22 protein-coding genes are annotated in these 26,241 nt (G+C 71.9%); 7 read left to right on the top strand and 15 right to left on the bottom strand.

From position 1 onward, the window contains the following. Window positions 1-134 precede the first annotated feature (134 nt). Entirely contained in the window at window positions 135-1,034 is a 900-nt protein-coding gene (locus ACFY7E_RS01075) for an NAD(P)-dependent oxidoreductase (protein ID WP_389479353.1), read from the bottom strand. A gap of 91 nt (window positions 1,035-1,125) precedes the next feature. On the opposite strand from ACFY7E_RS01075, the gene ACFY7E_RS01070 reads away from it, so the two are divergent. Continuing rightward, window positions 1,126-1,476 (top strand): helix-turn-helix domain-containing protein, encoded by a 351-nt coding sequence (locus tag ACFY7E_RS01070; protein WP_062753009.1) that lies wholly within the window; start codon window positions 1,126-1,128, stop codon window positions 1,474-1,476. A gap of 108 nt (window positions 1,477-1,584) precedes the next feature. Here ACFY7E_RS01070 and ACFY7E_RS01065 read toward each other — a convergent pair whose 3' ends face one another. Beyond that, window positions 1,585-2,325: a helix-turn-helix domain-containing protein gene (locus ACFY7E_RS01065; RefSeq protein ID WP_389479351.1), complete on the bottom strand. Its 741-nt coding sequence runs from the start codon at window positions 2,323-2,325 to the stop codon at window positions 1,585-1,587. A gap of 241 nt (window positions 2,326-2,566) precedes the next feature. Between ACFY7E_RS01065 and ACFY7E_RS01060 the strand changes: the two genes are divergently transcribed. Genes ACFY7E_RS01060 through ACFY7E_RS01050 form a run of 3 tightly spaced genes read left to right on the top strand, consistent with a single transcriptional unit; the run spans window position 2,567 to window position 5,041 of the window. Further along, complete coding sequence (locus ACFY7E_RS01060) at window positions 2,567-3,229, top strand: DUF4097 family beta strand repeat-containing protein (protein ID WP_389479349.1); 663 nt, start codon at window positions 2,567-2,569, stop codon at window positions 3,227-3,229. A 43-nt stretch (window positions 3,230-3,272) separates the two neighbouring features. Next, on the top strand, window positions 3,273-4,256 hold the full coding sequence (locus ACFY7E_RS01055; RefSeq protein ID WP_389479347.1) for an ATP-binding cassette domain-containing protein: 984 nt from the start codon (window positions 3,273-3,275) through the stop codon (window positions 4,254-4,256). After that, window positions 4,253-5,041, top strand: a complete 789-nt coding sequence (locus tag ACFY7E_RS01050; protein ID WP_389479345.1) for an ABC transporter permease — start codon at window positions 4,253-4,255, stop codon at window positions 5,039-5,041. The genes ACFY7E_RS01055 and ACFY7E_RS01050 overlap by 4 nt, the downstream gene beginning before the upstream one ends. Window positions 5,042-5,487: 446 nt before the next feature. Here ACFY7E_RS01050 and ACFY7E_RS01045 read toward each other — a convergent pair whose 3' ends face one another. The 5 genes from ACFY7E_RS01045 to pdxH form a co-directional block, all read right to left on the bottom strand. Then, a complete protein-coding gene (locus ACFY7E_RS01045) occupies window positions 5,488-7,719 on the bottom strand; it encodes an ABC transporter permease (protein ID WP_389479343.1) in 2,232 nt (743 codons plus the stop codon). A 17-nt stretch (window positions 7,720-7,736) separates the two neighbouring features. Further along, on the bottom strand, window positions 7,737-8,441 hold the full coding sequence (locus ACFY7E_RS01040) for an ABC transporter ATP-binding protein (protein WP_389479341.1): 705 nt from the start codon (window positions 8,439-8,441) through the stop codon (window positions 7,737-7,739). 76 nt (window positions 8,442-8,517) lie between these two features. Then, a complete protein-coding gene (locus ACFY7E_RS01035; protein WP_389479339.1) occupies window positions 8,518-8,886 on the bottom strand; it encodes a hypothetical protein in 369 nt (122 codons plus the stop codon). A gap of 1,238 nt (window positions 8,887-10,124) precedes the next feature. Further along, window positions 10,125-11,468 (bottom strand): PAS domain-containing protein, encoded by a 1,344-nt coding sequence (locus ACFY7E_RS01030; protein ID WP_389479336.1) that lies wholly within the window; start codon window positions 11,466-11,468, stop codon window positions 10,125-10,127. 413 nt (window positions 11,469-11,881) lie between these two features. After that, complete coding sequence (gene pdxH, locus ACFY7E_RS01025) at window positions 11,882-12,511, bottom strand: pyridoxamine 5'-phosphate oxidase (RefSeq protein WP_389480988.1); 630 nt, start codon at window positions 12,509-12,511, stop codon at window positions 11,882-11,884. Between the two features lie 322 nt (window positions 12,512-12,833). Here pdxH and ACFY7E_RS01020 point away from each other — a divergent pair, with 322 nt between their 5' ends. Next, a complete protein-coding gene (locus tag ACFY7E_RS01020) occupies window positions 12,834-13,934 on the top strand; it encodes a citrate synthase 2 (protein WP_383435287.1) in 1,101 nt (366 codons plus the stop codon). Here ACFY7E_RS01020 and ACFY7E_RS01015 read toward each other — a convergent pair. From ACFY7E_RS01015 to ACFY7E_RS01000, 4 genes are all read right to left on the bottom strand, one after another. Continuing rightward, window positions 13,913-14,956, bottom strand: a complete 1,044-nt coding sequence (locus ACFY7E_RS01015) for an isopenicillin N synthase family dioxygenase (protein ID WP_389479332.1) — start codon at window positions 14,954-14,956, stop codon at window positions 13,913-13,915. The two genes, ACFY7E_RS01020 and ACFY7E_RS01015, sit on opposite strands and share 22 nt — an antisense overlap. A 419-nt stretch (window positions 14,957-15,375) precedes the next feature. Next, window positions 15,376-15,954, bottom strand: a complete 579-nt coding sequence (locus ACFY7E_RS01010) for a TetR/AcrR family transcriptional regulator (RefSeq protein WP_383435281.1) — start codon at window positions 15,952-15,954, stop codon at window positions 15,376-15,378. Next, complete coding sequence (locus ACFY7E_RS01005) at window positions 15,942-16,667, bottom strand: enoyl-CoA hydratase family protein (RefSeq protein WP_389479329.1); 726 nt, start codon at window positions 16,665-16,667, stop codon at window positions 15,942-15,944. Before ACFY7E_RS01005 ends, ACFY7E_RS01010 begins: the two co-directional genes overlap by 13 nt. Then, window positions 16,664-18,250 (bottom strand): 4-coumarate--CoA ligase family protein, encoded by a 1,587-nt coding sequence (locus ACFY7E_RS01000; RefSeq protein ID WP_389479327.1) that lies wholly within the window; start codon window positions 18,248-18,250, stop codon window positions 16,664-16,666. Before ACFY7E_RS01000 ends, ACFY7E_RS01005 begins: the two co-directional genes overlap by 4 nt. Window positions 18,251-18,575: 325 nt before the next feature. Here ACFY7E_RS01000 and ACFY7E_RS00995 point away from each other — a divergent pair, with 325 nt between their 5' ends. Further along, the gene (locus ACFY7E_RS00995) at window positions 18,576-20,273 is read left to right on the top strand and encodes an FG-GAP repeat domain-containing protein (protein WP_389479325.1); all 1,698 of its coding nucleotides are present in this window, start codon (window positions 18,576-18,578) and stop codon (window positions 20,271-20,273) included. A gap of 144 nt (window positions 20,274-20,417) precedes the next feature. On the opposite strand, the gene ACFY7E_RS00990 is transcribed toward ACFY7E_RS00995, so the two are convergent. Continuing rightward, window positions 20,418-21,266 carry a helix-turn-helix transcriptional regulator gene (locus tag ACFY7E_RS00990; RefSeq protein ID WP_389479322.1) on the bottom strand — a complete coding sequence of 283 codons (849 nt, stop codon included), beginning with the start codon at window positions 21,264-21,266 and terminating at the stop codon, window positions 20,418-20,420. 142 nt (window positions 21,267-21,408) lie between these two features. On the opposite strand from ACFY7E_RS00990, the gene ACFY7E_RS00985 reads away from it, so the two are divergent. Then, window positions 21,409-22,188, top strand: a complete 780-nt coding sequence (locus tag ACFY7E_RS00985) for an NAD(P)H-dependent oxidoreductase (RefSeq protein ID WP_389479320.1) — start codon at window positions 21,409-21,411, stop codon at window positions 22,186-22,188. A gap of 37 nt (window positions 22,189-22,225) precedes the next feature. On the opposite strand, the gene ACFY7E_RS00980 is transcribed toward ACFY7E_RS00985, so the two are convergent. The 3 genes from ACFY7E_RS00980 to ACFY7E_RS00970 all read right to left on the bottom strand — a co-directional run bounded on the left by ACFY7E_RS00980 (window position 22,226) and on the right by ACFY7E_RS00970 (window position 26,231). Continuing rightward, a complete protein-coding gene (locus ACFY7E_RS00980) occupies window positions 22,226-23,035 on the bottom strand; it encodes an excalibur calcium-binding domain-containing protein (RefSeq protein ID WP_389479318.1) in 810 nt (269 codons plus the stop codon). A gap of 134 nt (window positions 23,036-23,169) precedes the next feature. After that, the gene (locus ACFY7E_RS00975) at window positions 23,170-24,303 is read right to left on the bottom strand and encodes an acyl-CoA dehydrogenase family protein (RefSeq protein ID WP_383435260.1); all 1,134 of its coding nucleotides are present in this window, start codon (window positions 24,301-24,303) and stop codon (window positions 23,170-23,172) included. Then, complete coding sequence (locus ACFY7E_RS00970) at window positions 24,300-26,231, bottom strand: acetyl/propionyl/methylcrotonyl-CoA carboxylase subunit alpha (RefSeq protein WP_389480986.1); 1,932 nt, start codon at window positions 26,229-26,231, stop codon at window positions 24,300-24,302. The genes ACFY7E_RS00975 and ACFY7E_RS00970 overlap by 4 nt, the downstream gene beginning before the upstream one ends. Window positions 26,232-26,241: the final 10 nt, after the last annotated feature.

Below are 26,241 nucleotides of genomic sequence, written 5' to 3'. Positions count from 1 at the left end.
TCCTCGATCGGACGGGAGACCTGGCAGCGCTCCCGAAGGCGACCCCCCGCCGCCCAGCCTGACCGAGGAGCCGCCGGACGGCATCAGGAACTCGGCCGTTCGGCGCCTCCACGCACCGCGGAGGAAGACGCCCCTCAGCGGAGGTCGAGCAGCTCCGTCACGCGGGTGAAGCCGTCCGCGCCGTGGCCCCGGTCGACGGCGCGGCGGGTCAGGGCCGCGACGGCGCGCATCACGCTCGCGTCGAGGCCGTGGTCCTCGGCGGCGTGCACGACGTGCTCCATGGTCGACAGGCCCGAGGTGATCGGGTTGATCCCGCCCGAGTACGTACGGTCGTCCACGTCGTCCGCCCACTCCCGGAACAGCGGCGGCTGGATCGCCGCGATGCCCTCCGCGAACGGCGCGAACTCCCGGGCCGTGATCCCCTCCGCCCGCGCGAGGGCGACGGCGTGGACGTACCCCGCCATCGACGTCCAGAAGAGGTCGAGCAGCGCGACGTCGTACGCGGCGGCCCGGCCGACGTCCTCGCCCAGGTGGGTGTGGGAGCCGCCCAGCGCGTCGAGCACCGGCCGGTGCTCGCGGTACAGCGGCTCGGGACCCGCGTACAGGAAGACGCCCTCGGGCGACCCGACGGTCGGGGCCGGGGTCATGACGGCGCCGTCCAGGTAGCCGACGCCGTGCTCCGCCGCCCAGCGGCCGGTGTCGCGCGACCGCTCCGGGACGTCGGCGCTCAGGTTCACCACCGTCCGCCCCTTGAGCGCGTCCGTGACGGCCGGCCTGCGCAGTACGGAGTCGGTGGCGTCGTAGTTGACCAGGCAGATCACCGTCAGGGGGCTCGCGGCGACCGCCTCCTCGGCGCTCGCGGCCCACGTCGCGCCCCGCGCGACCAGGTCCCCCTCCCGGCCCGGGGTCCTGTTCCACACGGTGGTCCGCACTCCGGCGTCCAGGAACGCGCCGGCCAGCGCGCGGCCCATCGGACCGAGGCCGAGGACCGTGACGGAGGGGCGGGAGGGGTTCTGCTCGGGAGAAGAGGACATGCGTGTGCTTCCTTTGTGGTCGAGTGAGTACGCGTGAAAACGCGTGAGTACGTGTGAGTGCGCGGGTGACCGAGCGAGGAGAGGGGCGCGCATGGCGAGCCGCCGGACCCAGGACACGAACGTCTGCGGTGTCACGGCCGCGATCTCCGTGATCGACGGCAAGTGGAAGACGTGGCTGCTGTGGCTGCTGGAGTCCGGGCCGCGCCGGCCCGGCGAACTGCGCCGCGAGCTCCCCGGGATCAGCGAGAAGGTGCTGTCCCAGGCGCTGCGGGAGATGGTGGAGGACGGTCTCGTGCACCGCGAGGCGCACGACGTCCTGCCGCCGAAGACGGTCTACTCGCTGACGGACTCCGGACGTGAACTGTCCGGACTGCTCGGCCCCCTGTCGGACTGGGGCCACCGGCGTCTTGACCGGCTCGCGGAGGCGCGGACCGCCTCCTGAGGCCCTGCTCCCTCCTTCCGCGTCCGGGCCCGCCACCAGGTTCTCCCGGGCGACGGGCACCGGCAAGCACCCACAAAAAAGTGGGTGTTCGGAGAGGGTGACGCGCCGTCAGGCACCGGCCTCCCGGTCCGGGTCCGCCTTCGTGAAGAGGACCTCGCGGGCCTGCTCGGCGGCGCGGGCGAGGCTCTCGGCGACGAAGTCGAGGAAGCGGGCGACGTTCTCCAGGCGGACGGCGGCCGGGGTGCCGGGGACGAGGACGCCGACGCCCTGCCGGGCGAGCTCGCTCTGGTCGACGAGGGACCGGACACTGGCGATCATCGACTGGTACCAGACGTCGGCGTCGACGACGTACCGCTCGCGGCGGCGCTCGTCGCGCTCCCTGCGGATGAGGGTCTGGCTCTCCAGGAAGGCGATCGACTTGGAGACGGTCGCCGGGCTGACCTGGAGGCGCCGGGCGAGTTCGGACGCCGTCAGGCTGCCGGAGTCGGTCAGGAGCAGGGCGACCATCACCCGGGACATCATCTTGGGCAGTCCCGACTGCATCATGAGCGTGGTGAACAGCTCCTCGTACGCGCGCACGGCCTCGGGGTCGCGCCCGTACGGCTGGTGGGGGGCCGGCTCGGCGCCCCCGGGCGGCGGGGCGGGCCTGCGCCGCTGGGTGCGCTGCTCCGTGGCGCGGTGGGCGAGGTCCGCCCGGTACCCGGCGGGGCCGCCGTTGCGCATCACCTCGCGCGTGATCGTCGAGGTCGGGCGCTCCAGGCCCCTGGCGATCTCCGCGTAGGCGAGGCCCTCGGCCAGCCCGAGGGCGATCTGCTGACGGTCCTGCTGAGTGAGCCTGCCACCCGGCATCACGGCCTCCTTCGTTCCCTGAGGCCCCCAGCATAGCGTTCACTTTCATTTCATTGCAACGTTGACACCGCCTGACGTTGCGTTAAATCCATCCTCAGTGCAACGATTTAGCTATCTTGAGCTGCGCTGATGTGTTTTCTTCGCAACTAACTCGTTGCCAACCCCTCGAACGCAACGTAGCTTTTCCCATGTCGGAAACAACGGAAGCGCCGGAGACGGCGCGGAACGAGGAGCACCCGTCATGCAGACCTTCGCCACCCCCGCCCCCGTCACCGCCGTCCTCGACGTCCCCGCCGGACGGATCCAGGTCATCGCCGCCGACCGCGACGACACCGTGGTCGAGGTCCTCCCCGCGAACCCCTCGAAGAGCCGCGACGTGAAGGCCGCCGAGCAGGTCGCGGTCACGTGCGCCGACGGCGTCCTGCGGATCGAAGTCCCCGTCAAGAACCGGCACTTCGGACCCTCCGGATCCGTCGAGGTCACGGTCCGGGTGCCCACCGGCTCCCGCGTCGAGGCGAAGGCGGCCGCCACCGAGTTCCGGGCCGTGGGCCGCCTCGGAGACGTCTCCTTCGACGGCGCGTACCGGCAGATCAAGATCGACGAGGCCGTGAGCGTCCGCCTCACGGCCACCGACGGCGACGTCGAGGTCGGCCGGCTGAACGGCCCCGCCGAGATCAGCACCGCGCGGGGCTCGATCCGGATCGCCGAGGCCGTACGCGGCGAGGTCGTGCTCCGCACCCAGGACGGCGACATCGCGGTCGCCGCCGCCGCCGGGGTCTCCGCCTCCCTGGACGCCGGCACCACCCTCGGCCGCGTCGTCAACGAGCTGAAGAACGACGGCACCACCGTCCTCGCCGTCCGGGCGACCACCACCCGGGGCGACATCACCGCCCGCAGCCTCTGACCCGCCCCCCTCCGCCCGTACCCCAGCACCCAAGGAGCACCCCATGACCGACCTGGCCATCGCGGCGACCGGGCTGCGCAAGTCCTACGGGGACAAGGTCGTGCTCGACGGCGTCGACCTCGCCGTCCCCGAAGGAACGGTCTTCTCCCTGCTCGGCCCGAACGGCGCCGGCAAGACCACCGCCGTCAAGATCCTCTCCACGCTCATCACCGCCGACGCCGGTGACCTGCGCGTCGGCGGCCACGACCTGGCCGCCGACCCGCAGGCGGTACGGGCCGCGATCGGCGTCACCGGGCAGTTCTCGGCCGTCGACGGCCTGATCACCGGCGAGGAGAACATGCTCCTGATGGCCGACCTGCACCACCTCTCCAAGCGGGAGGGACGCCGGGTCACCGCCGAACTCCTGGAGCGCTTCGACCTGGTCGAGGCGGCGAAGAAGCCCGCCGCCGGCTACTCCGGCGGCATGAAGCGCCGCCTGGACATCGCCATGACCCTGGTCGGCGCCCCCCGGATCATCTTCCTCGACGAGCCCACCACCGGCCTCGACCCGCGCTCGCGGCACACCATGTGGCAGATCGTCCGCGAACTGGTCGCCGGCGGCGTCACCGTCCTCCTCACCACCCAGTACCTGGAGGAGGCCGACCAGCTCGCCGACCGCATCGCCGTCCTGCACGGCGGGAGGATCGCGGCCGAGGGCACCACCGAGGAGCTCAAGCGGCTGATCCCCGGAGGCCACGTGCGGCTGCGCTTCTCCGACCCGGTCGCCTACCGGTCCGCCGCCGCCGAGCTGCGCGGGGCGACCACGGACGACGAGGGGCTCACGCTCCAGATCCCCAGCGACGGGACCCAGCGCGCCCTGCGCACCGTCCTGGACCGGCTGGACACGGCCGGCATCGAGGCGGACGAACTGACCGTGCACACACCCGACCTCGACGACGTCTTCTTCGCCCTCACCGGCACCGCCGACGTCCCCGCCCAGAGCACCCACGACAGCCGGAACGACCAGAACGAGGAGACCGTCCGATGAGCACCCTCTCCCTCGCCGTGCGCGACTCGTCCACGATGCTGCGCCGCAACCTCCTGCACGCCCGCCGCTACCCCTCCCTCACCCTGAACCTGCTGCTCACCCCGGTGATGCTCCTGCTGCTGTTCGTCTACATCTTCGGCGACGCGATGAGCGCGGGCCTGCCCGGCGGCGGGGGCCGCGACGCCTACATCGCCTACATCGTCCCGGGCATCCTGCTCATGACCATCGGCTCCACCGTCGTCGGCGCCGCCGTCTCCGTGGCCATGGACAAGAACGAGGGGATCATCGCCCGCTTCCGCACCATGGCCATCCACCGGGGCTCCATCCTCGTCGGGCACGTGGCCGGCAGCGTGATGCAGTCGCTCGCCAGCGTCCTCCTCGTCGGCGCCGTCGGCCTCGCCATCGGCTTCCGCTCCACCGACGCCACCGCCCTGGAATGGCTGGCCGCCCTCGGCCTGATCGCGCTCTTCGCCCTCGCGCTCACCTGGATCGCGGTCGGCATGGGCATGGCCAGCCCCAACGCCGAGGGAGCCAGCAACAGCGCCACGCCCCTGATCCTGCTGCCCCTGATCTCCAGCGCCTTCGTGCCGCTGGACTCGATGCCCGGCTGGTTCCGGCCCGTCGCGGAGTACCAGCCCTTCACCCCGGCCATCGAGACCCTGCGCGGCCTGCTGCTCGGCACCGAGATCGGCCACAACGGCTGGCTCTCCGTCGCCTGGTCCCTGGCCCTCACCGCACTCGGCTACCGCTGGTCGACGGCCGCGTTCCGGCGGGACCCGGAATAGGACGTGACCCGTACGCACACGAACGCTTCTCACGGAGAGCGGTCCTCCGGTGGCGTACTGACGCTGTTGGCGATTCCGGCCCGCCGAGTCCTGCTCGGCGGGCCGGAGGGCTGTCAGGCGGGAGGTGCGGGATCGTGAGGTGTCGGTCCACTGCCGTAGCGGCCGGACCAGTCATCCGGAGCCCGGCCGGCCACTCAGACTCGCAGGCGGCCACGCTGTCCAACGTCGGCCTTCACGACCACAACGGGTCGTGAAGGCCGACGTCACGCTCAGCCCCGAATTCACCAACAGTGTCGTGAACAGGACAGGATCCAGGCGTTTTCCGTCCTGCGGTCAGCCTGCCGGACGCACAGCGTTCTTGGTAAGACAACAACAGTGTGATCTGCCTGGTCGTCGCTCTCACCTGTCACGTGAAGCTTGCGAAACTCATTCCACGGGACAGCCTCTCAATCTCCGTTAGGGCGCCATGACTGTGCTTGTCGGATGGCGACGCGGGAGGCCCAGGTCCATAGGGCCGCACTGACCACGAGTACGACGCCGATCGTGGAAAGGATCAGCTCTCCGGTGATGTAGGACTCGCCATTAGCCGTGACTGGCGCCGCGAGTGCAGCCGCGACCGCAGTGCCTGCGACTCCCGCGAGGACCAGTGGAGCAAGGACCGACCATGCCGCGCTGGTGCGGAAGACGCGTAACCCCCCGGTGAGCACGGAGAGGGGCGCGAGTGCGCGGCCCTGGCGCAGGAATTCCGCCATGGCGCTGAGGCCCGCGGTCATGGCGAGTACCGCGATGCCGGCCATTCCGAACAGGGCGCTCCAGCGGCCCTGGTCGCGGTTGGGGACGCCTGCGGTGAGCTGGTCCTCGCCCGGAGTGCCGATGGTCGCGCCGCGCGGAAACGCTTCATACGACAACTGCTTGAGAGCGGGCACGGACAGCGGGCCCCCGTCCGGCCGTAGGACGGCAAAGGTCGCACTGCCGCCGGCGGAGGCGGCACGTTCCGTCAGCGTTCGGGCATCGACGCGGCGGACCAGAAGCGTCGGATCCATGTGAGGGGTCCACCGGACCAGTGCGCGCAGCTTCGGGTCCGGCGGCAACCTGTCGAGGCGTGTCTCGTGTGCGGGGCAGGGCAGGTGCAGGGCGGTCAGGGCGGCGCAGTCACCGTACAGGGTCAAAGGGGTGTCCCGACCCTCATCGGGAGAGGCGAGCAGAACGGCCTTCGTGCCCGGTGCGCCGGTGAAAAAATCGGCCACGGCGGATGCGGACGCTGCCCCGCGGATGCCTACGGTGACGACGCTGCGGCCGACGCGGTCGAGGGTTTCCCGTGCCGCAGCCGTCTGTCCCCCGAACAACCCTTGCCATGCAATGGCCTGCATGAACACGATGAGCGCGATCGAGACGCCGGTGACGAGTCGGGCTGTCCCGCCGGGATGTGTGCTCGTACGCCGGCCTGCCACGAGCGTTCCCGGCAGGCCGAATGTCCGCCCTTGGCGGGTGAGCAGGTTTCCGGCCTTGGCGATGACGGTCGCGATGGCGGCCGGGAGGGTCAGGACTGTGGCGCCGATGCCTGCCCAGCTGGTGAGTGTACGCAATGGGGTATCGGGCGGGAAAAAGTCCGGGCCACGTACCGCCAGGATGATCGCGAGGGGACACAGCACGGCCAGCCGGGGCAACCAGGTCTGACGGGATGTAACGCGCGGCCGGGTTCCGGAGCCGTTCCGGCCGGGTGCGAGATCCGCGACCACCACTGCTATCTGGACGATCAGGAACGCCAAGAGGGGGGCCAGCACGGCACTCGGGACGTGTCCGCGCAGGTGGGAGGAGGAGAGAATGTAGTCGGTGTAGGGGATTCGGACGTCGTTCAGTACGGCCGCAGTGATCACCACGGCACCGATGGCCGCGCCGAGGGCGGCCGGGGGCCCTGCCTCACCGGTGGCGATCAGGGCACGGTCCAGGCGCCGTCCTCCGAGTGCGGCGATGAGCGCGGTTCTGCGGTCACGTGCGTGTGCGCCGGTGCGTGCTGCCACGACCAGCAGAGCTACGGCCGGGAGAACGAGCATGCCGATGACCGCGGCCTGGAACATCCATTCGGGTTTGTCGTCCAGCCGTCCTGAACCCGGCTCCAGGGCAGCCGCCAAAGGCCCGGCCGTCGGGCCGAATCCCATGATGATGTCGGTGGGCCGTTCAGCGCTCAGCCCGTCGCGCGGCCGGACATACGCCAGCCATTCGGACGGCTCATCCAGCCCTTCCTCGCCGATGGTGCCGGCCAATCGGCCGTAACGACGATCAATGCCCTCCCCGGCACCCGCCTTCCATAGCGCTGGCGACAGGACTGCCTGACCCGGGTCCGGCCAGCGGTCCAGCCCGGGGGGCAGCGGTGCGTTCCCCTTGTAAGGAGCCAAGAACACAACGCTGAAACGACGTTCGCCGTCGAGCGAATCGGACCCCACGAGCCATGCCGTGGCGTCGGCCGCCCGTTCGCGGGCCCCACCGAGAGGCACAGGTGTTCTGGCCGTTCGGCGTTCCTCTTTGCCTGCGTACACGGCATGAACGGCGACGAGACTGCCCAGACCGAGCGCGAGAACCAGCGCCGCGAGAGCCAGAGCGGCGAAACGTACGCTGCCCGCCTCGGCGCGACGGCCCGCCACACGGCCGATGGCGAGAAGCTGCCGTACGAGCTTCATGTTGTCTCCGGCGGGCCTCACTCGGACACCCCGGAGGAGACCGGCTTCAGGATGCCCGCTTCGAGGCGCAGCGTACGGCCGGCCCGTGCGGCGATACCCGGATCGTGGGTCACTACGAGCAGCCCGCACGCGTAGCGCCGTGGCAGGCCGAAGAGCAACTCGGCCGTACGATCGCGCGTCTCCGTGTCCAGCGCGCCGGTCGGTTCGTCGGCAAGCAGCAGAGCGGGTTCGTTGATCAGGGCTCGGGCCACCGCAGTCCGCTGCCGCTCCCCGCCGGACAACTCCTCACTCGTCTTCGCCTGCGGCACGCCGAGGTCATCGAGAAGCTTCCGCGCCCTGTCCTTTGCGACGTGACGGTCGGTACGGGCCAGGAGCGCTGCGAGCATCACGTTGTCCAGCGGACTCAGTTCAGGGAGGAGTTCACCGAACTGGAAGACCATGCCCATCGACTGGGCGCGCAAGATGGCCAGGCGGGCCGATCGCAGCCCGACAATGTTGGTACCTGTCACCTCCACCGACCCAGCTGCCGGTTTGACCAGACCCAGTACACAGGACAGCAGCGTGCTTTTGCCCGATCCGCTGGGACCGGTCACCGCGACAGACTCACCGGCCCGTAAGGTCAGGGAGAGATCGGAGAACAGCTTCCGTGTCCCTAGCGAGTGAGCCAACCCCCTTATTTCCAGAACGGGTTGTGCGCTTTCCGTGTCGTGTGCCGTGCCCACTTGCTGTCCTCACTGTGCTGGCCGGGAGATGACGAACTGAGGTGGAGCGGTCCGGACCGCTCCACCTCAGACAGTTTTAGCGCCCGTCACCCGGGCGGTCGTCGGGCCCGCACCGGTCCGGGTTGAGCTGGACGTTCAGGCAGGCGGTCACCTTGCTGATGTAGTTGGTGGCGTCCGCGTCGCTGTACCTCGTAGAGCCGTTGCCGTCATGGTTGTCGAGACGCAGACCCGTGTTGTACCTGCGGTCGTACAGCGTGTAGACAGCCATGCTGTCCCCGGCCGTGTCGGCGATGCCCACCGAGGTGTTGGGGGCTTTGCTGTAGGCGTAGGCGGAAGTCTCGTACCGCGAATCCAGGTTCTCGCCGGCGCCGGCGCCGAACGCCTGTCCGGCACCCATCAGCGCCGTTACGGCAGCGGCTGCGGCCACGGTCCTGGCAACTGCCATCCCGAAGGACATAATCCTCCCCTTTCAGTCATGGAACAGAGATGCGCTGCGGAACGATGGGTTCCCCTCATTCGTCACTGCAACCCCGCAAATCTCACATGCGACTCCCGGCACCGCAAGAACCTTTCTTTAATTCGTCAGATCGCATATTGGCCACATGACCGAAGATCACTTCATTTCGAAAGTTACAGCGAGTAACACACGAACCTCGCGCACGTAATTCCAGGTCGACATCTGTAACGCAAGCCCCGCGCGAGACTTTCCCCCACCAGGACGGAGAAGGTTTCAGACATTTTATGGGTGCAGTGCTACTGAAAGTCGCCAGCAACCTCGCGCAAGAGCTGGAGCGACAGGGAAGACAGACCTCGATGGCGGTGCCACAGCTGTACAAACGGCTGCTCTCCTCACGCTGGGCAAGGGGCATCACACACCTGAGCAGCCGATGCACCCCCTCGGTCCACAGAGAATCGGTTTCCTGGCTGAAAATATCCCATAATTCACTTGCAAGTGAAAGAAAATAGCCACATTGGCCATACCAAGCCAAAATGATGATCTCCCAGGCGCATCAAATTCCCTGGTCGGCCATATCTGCGACCCTTCCAAGACGGATGCCACATTTTACGCATTTCCAGCCAGGCCAGAGCAAGACCGAAGCGACACAGCTCTGACGCAGTGGCTGAGACTTCCGGAACTCTCAAGAGCCTGGAAGCAGGCACTTACTGAATCCGTGCTGCGACGCCGGCCCAACAACGAATACTGCTGGTGAAGGACGTACTCGAAGCGGCCACACAGGTGCCCTCTGAACGCGACAAGACAAAAATTGCTGTGTCGAAGCAGTACTTCTCGATCGTGACCGAGGAACAGGTCCGAGGCCGCCGAGTGACGCTGTACGAGCGATCCACCAGCTCATGAGGTGTAACCCGCGCCGGTGAAGAAGTGCCTGCAGCCGCAGGTCCGGGCGAAGGCGCGCGCGAAGGCGGCCTTGACCGGAGACACCCTCATCTCCACGATCGTGCTTGTCCGCCGCCCGGCAGATCAACGGTCTGGTTCGGCTCAGCGCGACGTTGCGGGCCGTGTTGGACAGCGTGGCCGCCTGCGAGTCTGAGTGGCCGGCCGGGCTCCGGATGACTGGTCCGGCCGCTACGGCAGTGGACCGACACCTCACGATCCCGCACCTCCCGCCTGACAGCCCTCCGGCCCGCCGAGCAGGACTCGGCGGGCCGGAATCGCCAACAGCGTCAGTACGCCACCGGAGGACCGCTCTCCGTGAGAAGCGCCAGGAACGACGCCACCCCCGTCGCCACCGACTCCGCGAAGACCACGTCCTCGCGCTCGAAGGCCGGGCGGCAGGCGGCCCGCAGGAAGGTGAGGACGCCGAGCGTACGGCCCCGGGAGCGCAGCACCACGCACAGGGAGTGCGCCGCGTCGCCGGGCCACTGGTGGGCCTCCGCCCACACCTCGGCGGTACGGCCCGCGCTCGCGCGGACCGCGCCCACCCGGTCCCATGCCTGGAGCGCCGGGTGCCTCGGCCCGTACCGCAGCGGGATGCCACCGCCCACGGGCGGGGAGGACGGGCCGGGGACGGCCGCGGGGACGGCCAGGGCCCGCGTCAGGCGCCGGTCGCCCGCCACCCGGTCCACCAGGGCGTGGTCCGCGAACCCGGCCAGGGCGAACTCCAGGAGGACCGCCGCCGCCTCCGCCGGGTCCTCGCACTCGGCCGCCGCCGCGCCCGCCCGGTGCAGCTGGCTCCACCGGAACCGCAGCCGGTCCGCCTCGCGCGCCGCGAGCCGCTCCTCGGTCACGTCCTGGAACAGCCAGGCGACCCCCAGCGGCACCGCCGCCTCCGTCATGGGGGACCCGAGCCGCAGGAAACCGCTGCGCCAGCACCGGCGCCGCTCCCCCGAGGCCGTCCGCAGCGACACCCACACCTCGGTGGGGGCGGACGGGCTGCCCTCCACCAGGACGTGCTGGAGGGCGGCCTCCAGCTCCTCGGCCCCGTGCACGACGACGTCGCCGAGCGGGCGCCCGAGCAGGGTCGTGCGCCCGGCCCCGAAGGCGCGGGCCGCGTGGGCGTTGACCATGGCGGGGCGCAGGTCGGCGTCGACCAGGACGACACCCCAGGAGGCGTCGTCGAACAGGGCCTCGCTGAGCGCGACCGAACGCTCCAGGTCGAGCTGGACGTGGACCTCGCTGAACGCGCAGTACACCCCGGCCGGCGCGCCGTCCGCGCCGCGCACCCCGGCCGCCTGGCTGCGCACGAGCACCCGCCCGCCGTCCTTGCGGAACAGCACGAACTCGTGGACCTGCCGGCCGGACCCCTTCATGGCCCCCATCAGGCGCCCCAGGGTCTCCTCGGCGTCCGCGCTCCGCGCCGCCCACCCCTCGAACCCGCGCCGCCCGACGGCCTCCCCGGCGGACCAGCCGAGAATCCGCTCGGCCTCCCGGTTCCAGTGCGTGACCGTCCCCTCGGCGTCGAAGGCACAGAGCGCCGCGTCCATCCCGTCGAGCAGCGCGGCCAGCAGATCGGCCCCCGCCCCGGGAACGGAAGCGGTCTCACTCGCGGACTCGGCGAAAGCACTCACCCGACACCCCCCATGCTGTGAACCATTCAACTGGAACGTGACGCAGAGCACATCATGTTCGTCACATTGTTTCCTCCCGGAAACGAACGGGGACGGGAGTTCGAGCCTCTTCGACGGCCCGAATAAATCCCTTGAAGGGGATCGGGACGGTGCCTACTGTGGGGGTACACGCGAAAGGAGGTGATCCGGAAAAATGGTTTCTTTTCGGACTCGTGAGGTGACTGCGGGCTGAGGCCTGCCGTCGCACTCTGTGCACCTCGGCAGGCCAGTCTGCCGAAGACCAACGCAGTCACCCGACCCGTGAGCCGCCGGTGAGTCCGGCCGGCTCCCGTCCGACCCAGGCGCCTGGGCGGGCGGGACCAAGGCTCACGGGTCGTCTGCGTGTACGGGCCCCTGTGGAGTTTCCGGGGGTTTTACGGGGCCAGGCGCTCCACCCGCCACGTGTCGCCGTCCGCGCGGACGTAGCGCAGGCGGTCGTGGAGGCGGTTCTCGTGGCCCTGCCAGAACTCGACCGCGTCCGGGACGACGCGGAAGCCGCCCCAGTGCGGGGGGACCGGGACCCCGGTGCCCTCCGGGTGGCGGGCGGACAGGTCCGCGTAGCGGGTGAGGAGTTCCTCGCGGGAGGCGATCACCGAGGACTGGGGGCTGGCCCAGGCGCCGAGCCGGGAGCCGTGCGGGCGGGTGCGGAAGTACGCGGCCGTCTCGTCGCGCCCGACGCGCTCGGCCCGGCCCGTGACGACGACCTGGCGGGCCGCCGGATGCCAGGGGAAGAGCAGCGAGGCGTACGGGTTGGCCGCCAGCTCCCGGCCCTTGCGGGAGTCGTAGTTGGTGAAGAAGACGAAGCCGGCCGCGTCGTAGTGCTTGAGCAGGACCGTCCGGGAGGACGGGCGGCCGTCGGGGGTGGCGGTGGAGACGACCATCGCGTTCGGCTCGTGGATCGCCGGGTCCTCCACGGCCTCCTTGAACCAGCGGGCGAACTGCGCGACCGGTTCGGGCGCGAGGTCGGCCGGGGTCAGCTCCGTGGTGCGGTACTGCTCGCGCATGTCGGCGGGGTCCGGGGTCCTCTCCGCCGCCGGGCGGTGCGCGGGACCGCCGCCCGCCGGGTCGTTCACGGGATCGGTCGCGGAGTCGGTCGCGGGATCGGTCGCGGAGTCGTTCACGGGATCGGTCACGGGGCCATTCTGCGGCAGCGGGCCAGTCTGCCCGGCACCGGAGGCGTCCAACCCTCTCCGCCGGATCGGCGGAGTGTGCCGGATGTCACGCTTCCCCGCATCATCGGAACCGTACAGACTCTTCGGCTGGATGACTGTTGATTCCCGCCATCGACCAACTCGGTTGATCGATCATCGATAGAGGAGCCGCCTGATGTCCGACTTCGTACCCGGGCTTGAGGGAGTCGTCGCGTTCGAGACGGAGATCGCCGAACCCGACAAGGAGGGCGGCGCCCTCCGCTACCGCGGCGTCGACATCGAGGACCTCGTCGGCCACGTCTCGTTCGGCAACGTCTGGGGCCTGCTGGTCGACGGCGCCTTCAACCCCGGCCTGCCCGCCGCCGAGCCGTTCCCGATCCCGGTCCACTCCGGCGACATCCGCGTCGACGTGCAGTCCGCGCTCGCCATGCTCGCGCCCGTCTGGGGCCTCAAACCGCTCCTCGACATCTCGCCCGAGCAGGCCCGCGACGACCTCGCCCGCGCCGCCGTCATGGCCCTCTCGTACGTCGCGCAGTCCGCGCGCGGCCAGGGCCTGCCGATGGTCCCGCAGGGCGAGATCGACAAGGCGCAGTCCATCGTCGAGCGGTTCATGATCCGCTGGCGCGGCGAGCCCGACCCGAAGCACGTCAAGGCCGTCGACGCGTACTGGACCTCGGCCGCCGAGCACGGCATGAACGCCTCCACGTTCACCGCCCGCGTCATCGCCTCCACCGGCGCCGACGTGGCCGCCGCCCTCTCCGGCGCCGTCGGCGCCATGTCCGGCCCGCTGCACGGCGGCGCGCCCTCCCGCGTCCTCGGCATGATCGAGGAGATCGAGCGGACCGGTGACGCCACCGCGTACGTCAAGCAGGCCCTCGACAGGGGCGAGCGGCTCATGGGCTTCGGCCACCGCGTCTACCGCGCCGAGGACCCCCGCGCGCGCGTGCTCCGCCGTACCGCGAAGGAGCTGGCCGCGCCGCGCTTCGAGGTCGCGGAGGCGCTGGAGAAGGCCGCCCTGGAGGAGCTGCACAACCGGCGCCCCGACCGCGTCCTGGCGACGAACGTGGAGTTCTGGGCGGCCATCGTCCTCGACTTCGCCGAGGTCCCGGCGCACATGTTCACCTCGATGTTCTCCTGCGCGCGCACGGCCGGCTGGTCGGCGCACATCCTGGAGCAGAAGCGCACCGGCCGCCTGGTCCGCCCCTCGGCCCGCTACACGGGTCCCGGCCGCCGGGACCCGCGCGACATCGAGGGTTACGCCGACATCGCCGGCTGACCCGCGGAGTGCGTCAGGAGCTCCGCGTGGTGGCGGGCCGCCACCGACGGGTGGGCGCGGAGCTTTCCCTTCAGGGCGTTGCGCCCGTACTCGGCGAACAGCGGGTTCGACGGGTCCGTGGTGACGCCCGGGGCCGTGGAGGCGTGCGGGAAGTCCAGCGGGGCGATCCGGGCGTCGAGCCGCGGGTTGTAGAAGAACGGGACGGAGAACCGTTCCGTCGCGCCGGGCGGGGAGACCACCCGGTGGTTGGTGGCGAGCAGGTAGCCGTTGGTGGCCACTTCGAGCAGCTCGCCCAGGTTGACGACGAACGCGCCCGGCAGCGGCGGCACGTCGTGGAAGTTCCCGTCCTCCCGCTGGACCTGGAGCCCGCCCACCTGGTCCTGGAGGAGCAGCGTGAGGAACCCGTAGTCCTTGTGGGCGCCGACGCCCTGGTCGTCGCCCTCGCCGCTGCTGCCCGGGTAGCGGACCAGCTTGAGCTGCGGGTGGGCGTGCGGGCCGAAGATGTCGTCGTAGAAGTCCTCGGGCGCGCCGATGGAGGCGAGCAGCTCGTGCAGCAGGCGCTCGGCGACGCCGCCGAGGCGGTCGATCCAGTGCAGGGCGGCGGTGCGCAGCTCGGGGAGGGCCTCGGGCCACTGGTTGGGGCCTTCGAGCCACCAGTACGGGGCCTCCCAGGGCGCGGGGGCGTGCGCGGGACGCTCGGCGCCGATGTCGAGCTGGTCGCGCCAGTCCCGGGCGCCCCGGGTGCGCTCGTCGCCGATGCGGGTGTAGCCGCGGAAGTGCGGCGAGTTGACGTTGTCGAGGGCGAGCCGGTCGGCCTCGGGCAGCGCGAAGAAGGCGCGCACGGCGGAGGTGAGGGCCCGCGTCTCGGCCTCGGTCACCCCGTGCCCGACGAGCTGGAAGAACCCCACGTCGTGGGCGGCCGAGTGGAGCTGGGCGTGGAGCAGCCTCCGGGCCTGCGGGCCGCGGTCGGCGGCGGAGAGGTCCACGATGGGGAGCTGCGAGGAGTACGAGCTGCTGGTCATGAGGTGTCCGCGGGGTCTACGGGGTGCCCGGGGCGTCCGCCGGGGGTGGGGCGGGGCCGCGGGTGCCGGTCTGCTGGGGCTCGGTGACGGACCCGGAGGGGTGGGTGGAGTGGTACCCCGGAAGGTCTGGGAGGGGCCGGGCGGGTCCTGAGGACCCGGGAGGCCCGGGGGCCGGGGTCCTGCGGGCGGAGGCCCGGACCCGGTCGGCCGTGGGGTTCAGACGGAGCGTCGACAGCTCATGCTCGTGACGCGGACGAAGTCCACGTGGCGACGGCGTACGAGCGGAGGCATGCGGACAGGGTACTGCGAGGGGGGCGGGAGGGGTGTGGCGCGGGTCACGGAACGGGACGGTCTTCTCGTTACGGGCCCGGGCGCCCTTCCCGGCCGGGGACGCACCGCCGCTCCGGCCCGGGCGGGTCCTACGCCAGCGCCTCGTTCACCAGCCGTGCCCACTGGGACACCACCCGTTCGCGGCGGGCGCGGTCGTCGGTGAGGAGGGTGGCGAGGCCGAGGCCGCGGGCCATGTCGAGGAGGCCCTGGACGGTCTCGCGGACGCCGGGGCGGGTCTCGTCGGCGCCGAGGACCTCGACGGCGATGCGGTGGGACTCGCGGCCGACGCGGGCCTCCAGTTCGGTGACGCGGGCGCGGAGCTGGTCCTCGCCGGTGGCGGCGACCCAGAGGTGGAGGGCGGCCCGGAAGAGGGGGCCGGTGTAGAGGTCGACGAGGGCGGCGACGGCCGCCGCGCGGTCGTCGGAGGGCAGGGCCCGCAGCGCCTGGGAGCGCTCCTCGGCGACGTACTCGACGGCGGCCGTGAAGAGGTCCTCGCGGGTGGGGAAGTGGTGCTGGGCGGCGCCCCGGGAGACGCCGGCCCGTTCCGCCACCGCGGAGACCGTCGAGCCCGCCCAGCCGTGTTCGGCCAGGCAGGACACGGCGGCCTCCAGGAGCCGCTGCCGGGTGGCGCGGCTCCGGTCCTGCTTGGGTGCGGTCACAGCCGCCATGCGGGGTCCCGTCGTTCGAGGAAGGCCGTCATCCCTTCGCGCGCCTCGGCGGAGGCGAAGAGCGTGGCCGACCTCTGCACCAGGTCCTCCGCGTCGCGTTCGAAGGTCTCCAGGACTTTAGCGGTGACCAGCCGCTTCGCCTCCCGCAGGCCCTGCGGGGACGCGGCGCGCAGGGCGTCGAGGATGCCGTCGAGGGCGTCGTCCCCGGCCGTGACCAGGCCCATGGCGAGGGCCTCCGGGACGCCGAAGCGCTCGCCCGTCAGGTAGTGGCGGGCCGCCGCGCGCGGTTCGAGGCGCGGCAGGAGGGTGAGGGAGATGACGGAGGGCGCGACCCCGAGCCGTACCTCCGTGAGGGCGAAGTCCGCCCCCTCCCCCGCCACCACCACGTCGCACGCGCCGAGCAGGCCGAGGCCGCCCGCGCGCGCGTGGCCGGTGACCCGGGCGACGACGGGCTTCGGCAGCTCGACGATCTGCCGGAGGAGGGCCACGAAGTCGTACGGGCTGGGGGGCGCCTTCAGGTCGGCGCCCGCGCTGAAGGTGGTGCCGGTGTGGTCGAGGAGGACGGCCCGTACGCCGGGGTCCTTGCCGCACGCGGTGAGCGCGTCGGCGAGTTCGGTGACGAGGGCGGCGGACAGGGCGTTGCGGGTGGCGGGGGAGTTCAGCGTGAGGGTGGTGATGCCCCGGTCCTCGGACGTGGTGACGAGTGCGGTCATGAGCGCTGCCTCAGTTCCCTTCGGAGGATCTTCCCGGACGCGGCCCGGGGGACGGTGTCGACGAACTCCACGGCGCGGACCTTCTTGTACGGGGAGACGCGCGCGGCGACGTGCGCGACGACCTCCTCGGCGGTGAGGCCGGGCGCGGAGGGCTGGCGGACGACGAAGGCCTTGGGGATCTCGGTGCCGTCGTCGTCGGTGACGCCGATGACGGCGGCGTCGGCGATGCCCTCGTGGGTGAGGAGCAGCGCCTCCAGTTCGGCGGGGGCCACCTGGAAGCCCTTGTACTTGATGAGTTCCTTGACGCGGTCCACGACGAAGAGCCAGCCGTCGGCGTCGACGCGTCCGACGTCCCCGGTGTGGACCCATCCTTCGGCGTCGATCACGGCGGCGGTGGCGTCGGGGCGGCCGAGGTAGCCCTTCATGACCTGGGGTCCCCGGATGGCGATCTCGCCCTCCTCGCCGGGCGCGGCGTCCTTCGCGGGGTCGTCCAGGGAGAGGATCCGCATCTCGGTGGAGGGCAGGAGCCGGCCGACGGTGCCGGGCGGGGGCGTCTCGGCGTCGAGGGGGACGACGTGGGTGCCCGGGGACAGTTCGGTCATGCCGTACGCCTGCCGGACCGGCGGGAGCCCGAGCCGCTTCGAGCAGGCCTCGGCGAGGGCGGCGTCGAGCGGGGCGGCGGCGCTGACGATGTACTCCAGGGAGGACAGGTCGTGGTCGGCGACGGCCGGGTGCTTGGCGAGGGCGAGCACGATCGGCGGGGCCACGTACAGGCCGTTGACGCGGTGCTCCTGGATGGCGCGCAGGAAGGTGTCGAGCTCGAAGCGGGGCTGGACGACGACGGTGGCGCCCTGGCGCAGGGGCGCGTTCATGAGGGCGGTGAGCCCGTAGATGTGGAAGAAGGGCAGGACGGCGAGGATCCGGTCTCCCGGTCCCGTCGGGATGAACGGCTCCAGCTGGGCGAGGTTGGTCGCGATCGAGGTGTGCGTCAGCATCACTCCCTTGGGTACCCCGGTCGTGCCGGATGAGTACGGGAGGGCGGCGACGTCTTCGTCGGGGTCGATCTCGATGTCGGGGACGGGCCCGGTGGAGCCGAGGAAGGACTGGAGCGAGCGGGTCGCGTCCCCCGCCGGCGGCCGGTCGCAGAGGAGGATCTCCTGGATTCCGCCCGCGAGTTCGGCGGCGGCGCGGGCGACGGGCAGCAGGGGCGAGACGGTGACGATCCAGCGGGCGGAGGAGTCGCGGAGCTGCTTGGCGAACTCCTCGGGGGTGGCGAGCGGGTGGACGGTGGTGACGGCGGCGCCGGCGCGGGTGGCGGCGTAGAAGGCGACGGGGAAGAGCACGGTGTTGGGGCTGTGCAGGGCGAGCACGTCCCCCTTGCGGACCCCGGCCTCGGCGAGCCCGGCGGCGACGAGCCGGTGGAAGGCGTCGACCTGGGCGTACGTGAGGGTGAGCGCGCCCTCCGCGCCGGAGCCGTCGACGAGGGCGGGGGTGTCGCCGTACTCGGCGGCGCGGCCGAGCACCGCGTCGTGGATGGGGAGGGAGACGGCCGGGACGTCCTCGTACGCGCTGTGGAACACCATGTGTGACCCCCTGAAGAGGTGGAAGGCGGGCGCCGGGATCGCATCGCGGACGGGCGGCGATGTGGGGAGACCCTGTCAGCACACCCGGAAACAAGCAAGCACGCCTGCATGATTCGGGAGGGTGCCCGAACGCGGGCCCGACGGCCGGTTCGGCGAAAGGTTGTATCCGGAAGATCTTCTTTTCCCCGGACGGCCGACCTTACGATTCCGGAAGCCCGAGCCAACTCCGCATGACGCTCTCACCGTCGGCCCCCTGCTCGGGCGGTCCCGCGACCGGGCCCCGCCCGCCGGACCGCGTTCACCCCACCACGTCCCAGGAGGGACTTTGCTGCACCTGCACCACCGGCGCCGTCCGCGCCGGCTGGCGACCTGTACGGCCCTCGCGCTCGGCGCGGGCCTGGCCCCGGTCGGCCCGGCCGCCGCCGCTGACGCGCTCGCGGCCGCGACTCCGGCCACCACCACGGCCACGGCCGCCGTCCGCGCGAAGCCCCGGTTCGACTGGGACGGCGACGGCAGGAGCGACCGGATCTTCCGCTCGGCCGCCACCGGCAAGACGACGATCCTCCTGTCGAAGACGAACACCAGCGCCCCGTTCACGATCGGTTACGACGAGGCGAGCGGCACCGGCGCCAAGGAGATCCTGCCCGCGGGCGACCTGTGGGGCACCACCGCGCCGGAGCTGCTGACCCTCACCGCCCGCGGCGGACTGCGGCTGCACTCCGCCGCGAACACCACCTCCACCGCCGCCCACCTCGTCTGGGAGGGGTCCGGCTGGCAGATCTACAACAAGGTGATCGCCCCCGGTGACCTGACCGGGGACGGGCACCAGGACCTGCTGGCCCGCACCCCGTCCGGGGCGCTGTACCTGTACGCGGCCAAGGGCGGCGACTTCGACCACCGGGGCCCGTTCCTGACGCGCGTCGCGGTCGGCGGCGGCTGGCAGGGCTACGACCAGATCGTCGGCACCAACGACCTGGACGGCGACGCGATCGCCGACCTCGTCGCCAGGACGCCGAAGGGCGACCTGTACTTCCACAAGGGCACCGGCTCGGCCACCGCCCCGTTCAAGGCCCGTGTCCGGATCGGCGGCGGCTGGAACGTCTACAACCAGGTCATCGGCACCGACGACCTGAACGGCGACGGCCGGGGCGACCTGCTGGCCCGTACGTACGGCGGCGCGTTCTACCAGTACCTCTCCACCGGCGGCGGGAAGTTCGGGGCCCGGACGTACTTCGGCGGCGGCGGACAGAACCTCTCGTACTACCTCGGCCAGGGCGGGGTGCCGGACTTCGGCAAGCACGACCTGTTCACGGTCGACGCGGCGGGTACCGCCTTCACCCACGGGACGACGGCCAACGGCCTTCTGACCGCGCGCAAGCAGGACGGCGCGGCCGGGGACCACGCCTACCACTGGGGGACGGTCAACGGCCACTCGAGGGACGACACGGACCGGGCCGACCTGGTGACCGCCACCAATCCGGGCCTGTGGAGCGTCCGGGGCGGGCTCATCGCCAACAGCGGGGTCTTCAACGGGTACTTCGCGCGGATCGTGCCGGGTGACGTCGACGGCGACGGCGTGGGCGACCTCCTCGGCCAGGACCAATGGGGCGACCTGTTCCTCCACCCGGGCGTGAAGGAGTTCGGCAAGCCGAGCATCAGCGACAAGGGCGTGCGCGTCGGCACCGGCTGGCCCTTGGACACCGTGATCGCCGCCGGCGACGTCACGGGCGACGGACGCCCCGACCTGCTCTCCCGCCACGACGGCGTCCAGCTGCGCGTGCACCCGGGCACCGGCTCGGCCACCGCGCCGTTCGGAGCGCCCGTCGCGGTCGGCAAGGGCTGGCAGGCGTACGCGTACCTGGCTTCGCCCGGCGACATGGACGGCGACGGCCGGTCCGACCTGGTCGCCGTCACCCCGGGCGGCGACGTGTACCGCTACTCGGCCACCGGTCTGGGCGGCACGTCCGTGTTCGCCGGCCGCGTCAAGATCGCGTCGGGCTGGAAGTACGAGCACGTGAGCTGAGGCGGGGCCCCGCCGGAGGACACGCCGTCCCGGACGCACTCCGGCCCGTGCCCTCTCCCCGCCGTTCCGGACCCGGATGAACCCGTAGGGACCGTCCGCGCCGTGGGACGACGGGCTCCCGCGGGCCCGTGCGGTCGTGGTGGGTCACTCGGGGAGCCGGGCGTTCGTGGTGGGGCGTGTGTCGGCGCCGTCCGCGCCCAGGCTCGCGAGGAGGCGCAGGCCGTCCTCGGCGGGGCTGTCGGCGGGCGCGGACAGGACGAGGAGTTCCATGCCGGATTCGTCGGGCAGCGCGAAGTTCTCCTGGTGCAGTTCGAGCGGTCCGACCAGCGGGTGCCGGTACGCCTTGCGTCCGTGGGTGCGGGCGCGGACGTCCGCGCGGGCCCACAGCCGGCGAAAGCGTTCGCTGCCCATGGCCAGCTCGCCGACGAGCGAGGCCAGACCGGGGTCCTCGGGGTGTGTGCCCGCGGCCAGGCGCAGGTGCCCGACCACGTCGAGGGTGCACGTCTCCCAGTCCGCGTACAGGCCGCGTTCGGCTTCGTCGAGGAAGAGGTGCCGGGCGGTGTTCAGGCCCGGTACCGGCCGGCCGTAGAGGAGTCCGGCGAGACGGTTGGCGGCGAGCACGTCCAACCGGTGGTTCACGATCAGCGCGGGTGCGTGGGGGACCAGGTCCAGGACGCGCAGCAGCTCCGGCCGTACCCGCCCACCGGGCGCCTTCGCCCGGGGGCGGGGCTGCCGTGTGAGCCGGTGGAGGTGTCCGCGTTCGACCTCGTCGAGGCCGAGGACCCGGGCGAGGGCGTCGAGTACCTGCTCGGAGGGCTGGGTGGCGCGGCCCTGCTCCAGACGTACGTAGTAGTCGACGCTGACGCCGGACAGGTGCGCGACTTCTTCGCGGCGCAGCCCCTGGACCCTGCGGCGGTTGTCGACGGGGATGCCGACGGCCGCCGGGTCGACCCGGGAGCGCCTGGTCCTCAGGAAACCTGCGAGATCGTCCATGCCCCTCAGTATGGGCGCGGCGCCCGGCGGTGAGGGGGGTCCTGCCGGTACCAGGAAGTCCGGTCCGACGGTCGGGGCGCCCCTGAACACCGGACGCCCCGGCGTCCAGGATCGAGGGCATCCGACCCGGAGGAGAGCACCGATGAAGACGCTGATCGTCCACGCCCACCCGGAGCCGAAGTCGCTCAACGGCTCCCTGAAGGACCTCGCGGTGTCCACCCTGGAGGACGCCGGACACGAGGTGCGGGTGAGTGATCTGTACGCGATGGGCTGGAAGGCCGTCGTGGACGGCGCGGACTACGGTTCCCACGCGTCGAGTCCGCTGAAGGTCGCCGCGGACTCGGGCCGGGCCTTCGACGCCGGGACGCTCACCGAGGACGTCCGCGCCGAGCAGGAGAAGCTGCTGTGGGCCGACGCGGTCGTCCTCCAGTTCCCGCTGTGGTGGTACACGATGCCCGCGATCCTCAAGGGCTGGGTGGACCGGGTCTTCACCCACCACTTCGCGTACGGCGTCGGCGAGCACAGCGACACCCGGTACGGTGAGCGCTTCGGCGAGGGCACCCTCGCGGGCAGACGGGCCCTGCTGTCGGTGACCGTGGGCGGCCCCCGGTCGCACTACGCCGCCCGCGGGATCAACGGCCCCATCGACGACCTGCTGTTCCCTATCCAGCACGGCGTCCTCCACTACCCGGGCCTCGACGTGCTGCCGCCGTTCGTGGTGTACGGCGCCGACCGGATGACCGCCGAGGGGTATCCGGCCGTCGCCGAGGCCTGGACGCAGCGCCTGCTCACCCTGGAGTCGACCGAACCGATTCCGTTCCGGCGGCAGAACTTCGGTGACTACGAGATTCCCTCCCTGAGCCTGAAGGAGGGACGGGAAGCCGCGGGCCGCACGGGTTTCGGGCTCCACGTGCGCGCCTGACCCCGGGCGGCGTCATCCCGCACGAGGCCGGCGGGCGTCAGTTCTCGCAGGCCACGCCGTCGCCGTCGCGGTCGAGGCGGCGGCTGTAGCCGGGCTCGCCCGCGTGGACGGGCGCGGCTCCGGCCGCGCGGACGGCCGTGCAGTTGGCGTAGTAGACGCTCTCGTCGGCCGCCTCCTGCGTGGGCTCCGGCTCGGGTTCCGGGGCCGTGGTCGGCGGCTGGGTGACGGGGCGGGGCTTCGGGGTCGGGGTCGGCTTGGGCGCCGGGGGCGGGGTCGGGGCCGGCTTGTGGAGGACCGCGTTCGGGGACTTCGGGCACGGGACGCCCGGCTCCGTCAGGTACACCACCGGCACCGCGGACGTGACCGGGGCTCCGGCCTCCGGGCGCTGGAAGCAGACCAGCCAGGTGCCGTACTCGGCGGGGAGGTCGACGTCCTTGTACGCGGCGTAGGCCCGGCCCAGGTTGTCGGCGACGATCCGTTCGGCGGCCGTGTAGTCGCCGCCGACGAGCGAGGGCATCACCGGGGGCTCCTCGGCCTCCGTCGGGGTGGGCGCCGGGGTCGGGGTGGGGGTGGGGCTCGGGGACGCCGTGGCCGCCGGCCGCTCCGCCTTCGCGTCGTCCTCCGGCGGGTCCGCCGTGAGGAACGGCAGCAGGAACCACAGGCCCGAGAGGACGGTCGCCAGGATCTTCTGCGACTTCTTCCAGAGGCTCGTCCAGGCCAGCGCGATGCCTGCGGGCGGGAAGACCACCAGCAGGGTGATGATCAGGGCGGGGTGCTGCCACCAGCGCCGGAGGGGCGGGGGCGGGGGCGGAGGGGCGTACGGACAGGGCTGCGGCGGTGTGTACACGTACGTCTCCCCGGCGGGCGTGGACCACAGGCGTGGACGACCTGTGTGCGAAGTGACGAGATCGTACACAGGTCGTTCACGTCTGCACCTTCTCCTTTCGGAAAACGGACCCGACGGGACCTCTTCCGGGAACGTCAGTACGACTTGGGCAGGCCGAGCGTCTGGTGGGAGACGTAGTTGAGGATCATCTCGCGGCTGACGGGGGCGATCCGGGCCACGCGGGCCGCCGTGATCAGGCGGGCCAGGCCGAACTCCTTGGTGAGGCCGTTGCCGCCGAGGGTGTGGACGGCCTGGTCGACGGCCTTCACGCAGGCCTCGGCCGCCGCGTACTTGGCCATGTTGGCGGCCTCGCCCGCGCCGAAGTCGTCGCCCGCGTCGTAGAGTTGCGCCGCCTTCGCCATCATCAGGCGGGCCAGCTCCAGTTCGATGTGCGCCTGGGCCAGGGGGTGGGCGACGGCCTGGTGGGCGCCGATCGGGGCCTTCCAGACCTGGCGCTCCTTCGCGTACGTCACGGCCTGCGCGAGCGCGTACCGGCCCATGCCGATCGCGAACGCGGCCGTCATGATCCGCTCCGGGTTGAGCCCCGCGAAGAGCTGGAGGAGGCCCGCGTCCTCGTCGCCCACGAGCGCGTCCTCCGGCAGGCGCACGTCGTCGAGGGTCAGCTCGAACTGCTTCTCGTCCGCGTCGAGTTCCATCTCGATGTGCCGGCGCCCGAAGCCGGGGGCGTCGCGCGGCACGATGAAGAGGCAGGGCTTGAGCCGCCCCGTCCGCGCGTCCGAGGTGCGGCCCACGATCAGGGTCGCGTCCGCGATGTCCACGCCCGAGACGAAGACCTTCCGGCCGTTGAGGACCCAGCCGTCCTCCGTGCGGGTCGCGGTGGTCGTGATGCGGTGCGAGTTCGACCCGGCGTCCGGCTCCGTGATCCCGAACGCCATCGTCCGCGTGCCGTCCGCGAGCCCCGGCAGCCAGGCCCGCTTCTGCTCCTCCGTGCCGAAGCGGGAGATCACCGTGCCGCAGATCGCGGGTGACACGACCATCATGAGGAGCGGCGCGCCGGCCGCGCCCGCCTCCTCCAGGACGACCGACAGCTCGGCCATGCCGCCGCCCCCGCCGCCGTATTCCTCGGGCAGGTTCACGCCCAGGTAGCCGAGCTTCCCGGCCTCGGCCCACAGCTCGGCCCGGTCGAAGCCGGGGCCGTGGCGGTGGCCGAGCGCGGAGACGGCGGCGCGGAGCGCGGTGAGCTCTTCGGTCTCGATCATGGTGCTCATGCGGACGGGTCCTCCTGTGCATCGGGCGGTACGGATGCCTGTGCGTGTGCCTGTACGACGGCGAGCAGGGCGCCGACCTCGACCTGGCGGCCGGGGGCGGCGTGGAGCGCGGTGAGCGTGCCGGAGGCCGGAGCGGTGACGCGGTGCTCCATCTTCATGGCCTCCAGCCAGAGGAGCGGCTGCCCGGCGGTGACCGCGTCGCCGACGGCGAGGCCGTCCGCGACCCGGACGACGGTGCCGGGCATGGGGGCGAGCAGGGAGCCGGGGGCGGTCTGCTCGCGGGGGTCGGTGAAGCGGGGGCGGGCGGTGAGGCGACGGCCTCCCGCGTGGACCGTTCCGTCCGCGTAGGCCGTCACGTCGAAGTGGCGTACGACTCCGGCCGTTTCGAGGCTCACCCGGTCCGGGGCCGCCGCCACGACCCGTACGCCCTCCGGCGCCGTGACCTCGTACCCGCCGTCCCGCGTCGGCCGGTAGCGGACCTCGTGGTCTTCCCGGTGGCTCCCGCAGGGGTCCCCGTACGTCCGCGTCTCGTCCTGCGAGCGGAGGTTCCGCCAGCCGCCGCCGAAGCGGCCCCGGCGGGCGGAGGCGGCGGCGAGGGCGGCGGCGACGGCCGCGAGTCCCCCGCCCCCGGGGGCGGTGGTGAGGGCGGGCAGGTTCCGGTCGTAGAAGCCGGTGTCGAGGGCTTCCACGGTCGTGTACTCGGGGTGGCGGAGGGACGCCACGAGCAGGTCCCGGTTGGTGACCGGGCCGTGGATCCGGGCCCGTTCCAGGGCGTGGGCGAGCTTGCGGACGGCCTCGGCGCGGGTGGGTGCGTGGACGGTGAGCTTGGCGATCATCGGGTCGTAGTGGACGCCGATCGTGTCCCCCGAGGCGTAGCCGGTGTCGAGCCGGACTCCGCCCGGTACGTCGAAGAGGTGCAGGGGCCCCGTCTGCGGGGCCCAGCCCCGGGCCGGGTCCTCCGCGTACAGGCGGGCCTCGATCGCGTGGCCGCGCGGGGCCGGGGGCTCCGGCGGCAGCTTCCCGCCCTCGGCGACGGCGAGTTGGAGGGCGACGAGGTCCACCCCGTACACCTCCTCCGTGACCGGGTGCTCGACCTGGAGGCGGGTGTTCATCTCCAGGAAGTGCGCGCGGCCGTCCGCGACGAGGAACTCGACCGTGCCCGCGCCGACGTAGCCGACGGCCTTGGCGGCGCGGACGGCCGTGTCCAGGAGGGAGGCCTCCAGGGCGGCGGGCAGGCCGGGGGCCGGGGCCTCCTCGATCACCTTCTGGTGGCGGCGCTGGAGGGAGCAGTCGCGGGTGCCGAGCGCCCAGACCGTGCCGTGGGCGTCGCAGAGCAGCTGCACCTCGACGTGGCGCCCGTCCTCCACGTACGGCTCGACGAAGACCTCGCCGTCCCCGAACGCGCTCGCCGCCTCCGCCGAGGCCGATTCCAACTCCCCTGGTAGGTGCGAGAGTTCGCGTACGACCCGCATGCCCCGGCCGCCGCCGCCCGCCGCCGCCTTCACCAGGACGGGCAGGTCGGCCTCCGTGACGCGGGCCGGGTCGAGGGGCTCGATGCCGAGGAGTTCCTTGGCGCGGGTCTTCGACGCCATGGCCTCGATCGCGGCCGGCGGCGGGCCGATCCAGACGAGCCCGGCGTCGATCACCGCACGGGCGAAGCCGGCGTTCTCGGAGAGGAAGCCGTAGCCGGGGTGGACGGCGTCCGCGCCCGCCGCGAGGGCCGCCGCCACGATCAGGTCGCCGCGCAGGTACGTCTCCGAGGGCGCGGCCCCCGGCAGCCGTACCGCCGCGTCGGCCTCCCGTACGTGCAGGGCGCCGGCGTCCGCGTCGGAGTACACGGCGACGGTGGAGACCCCCAGGTCGCGGCAGGTGCGGAAGACGCGGGGGGCGATCTCGCCCCGGTTCGCCACGAGGACGGAGGTGATCAGAGGGGTGGTC

It is taken from the genome of Streptomyces sp. NPDC012825, from assembly GCF_042900925.1.
Taxonomy (GTDB): Bacteria; Actinomycetota; Actinomycetes; order Streptomycetales; family Streptomycetaceae; genus Streptomyces.
Note: the sequence above shows the minus strand (reverse complement) of the source record. Positions and strands in the feature narration are given on the sequence as shown.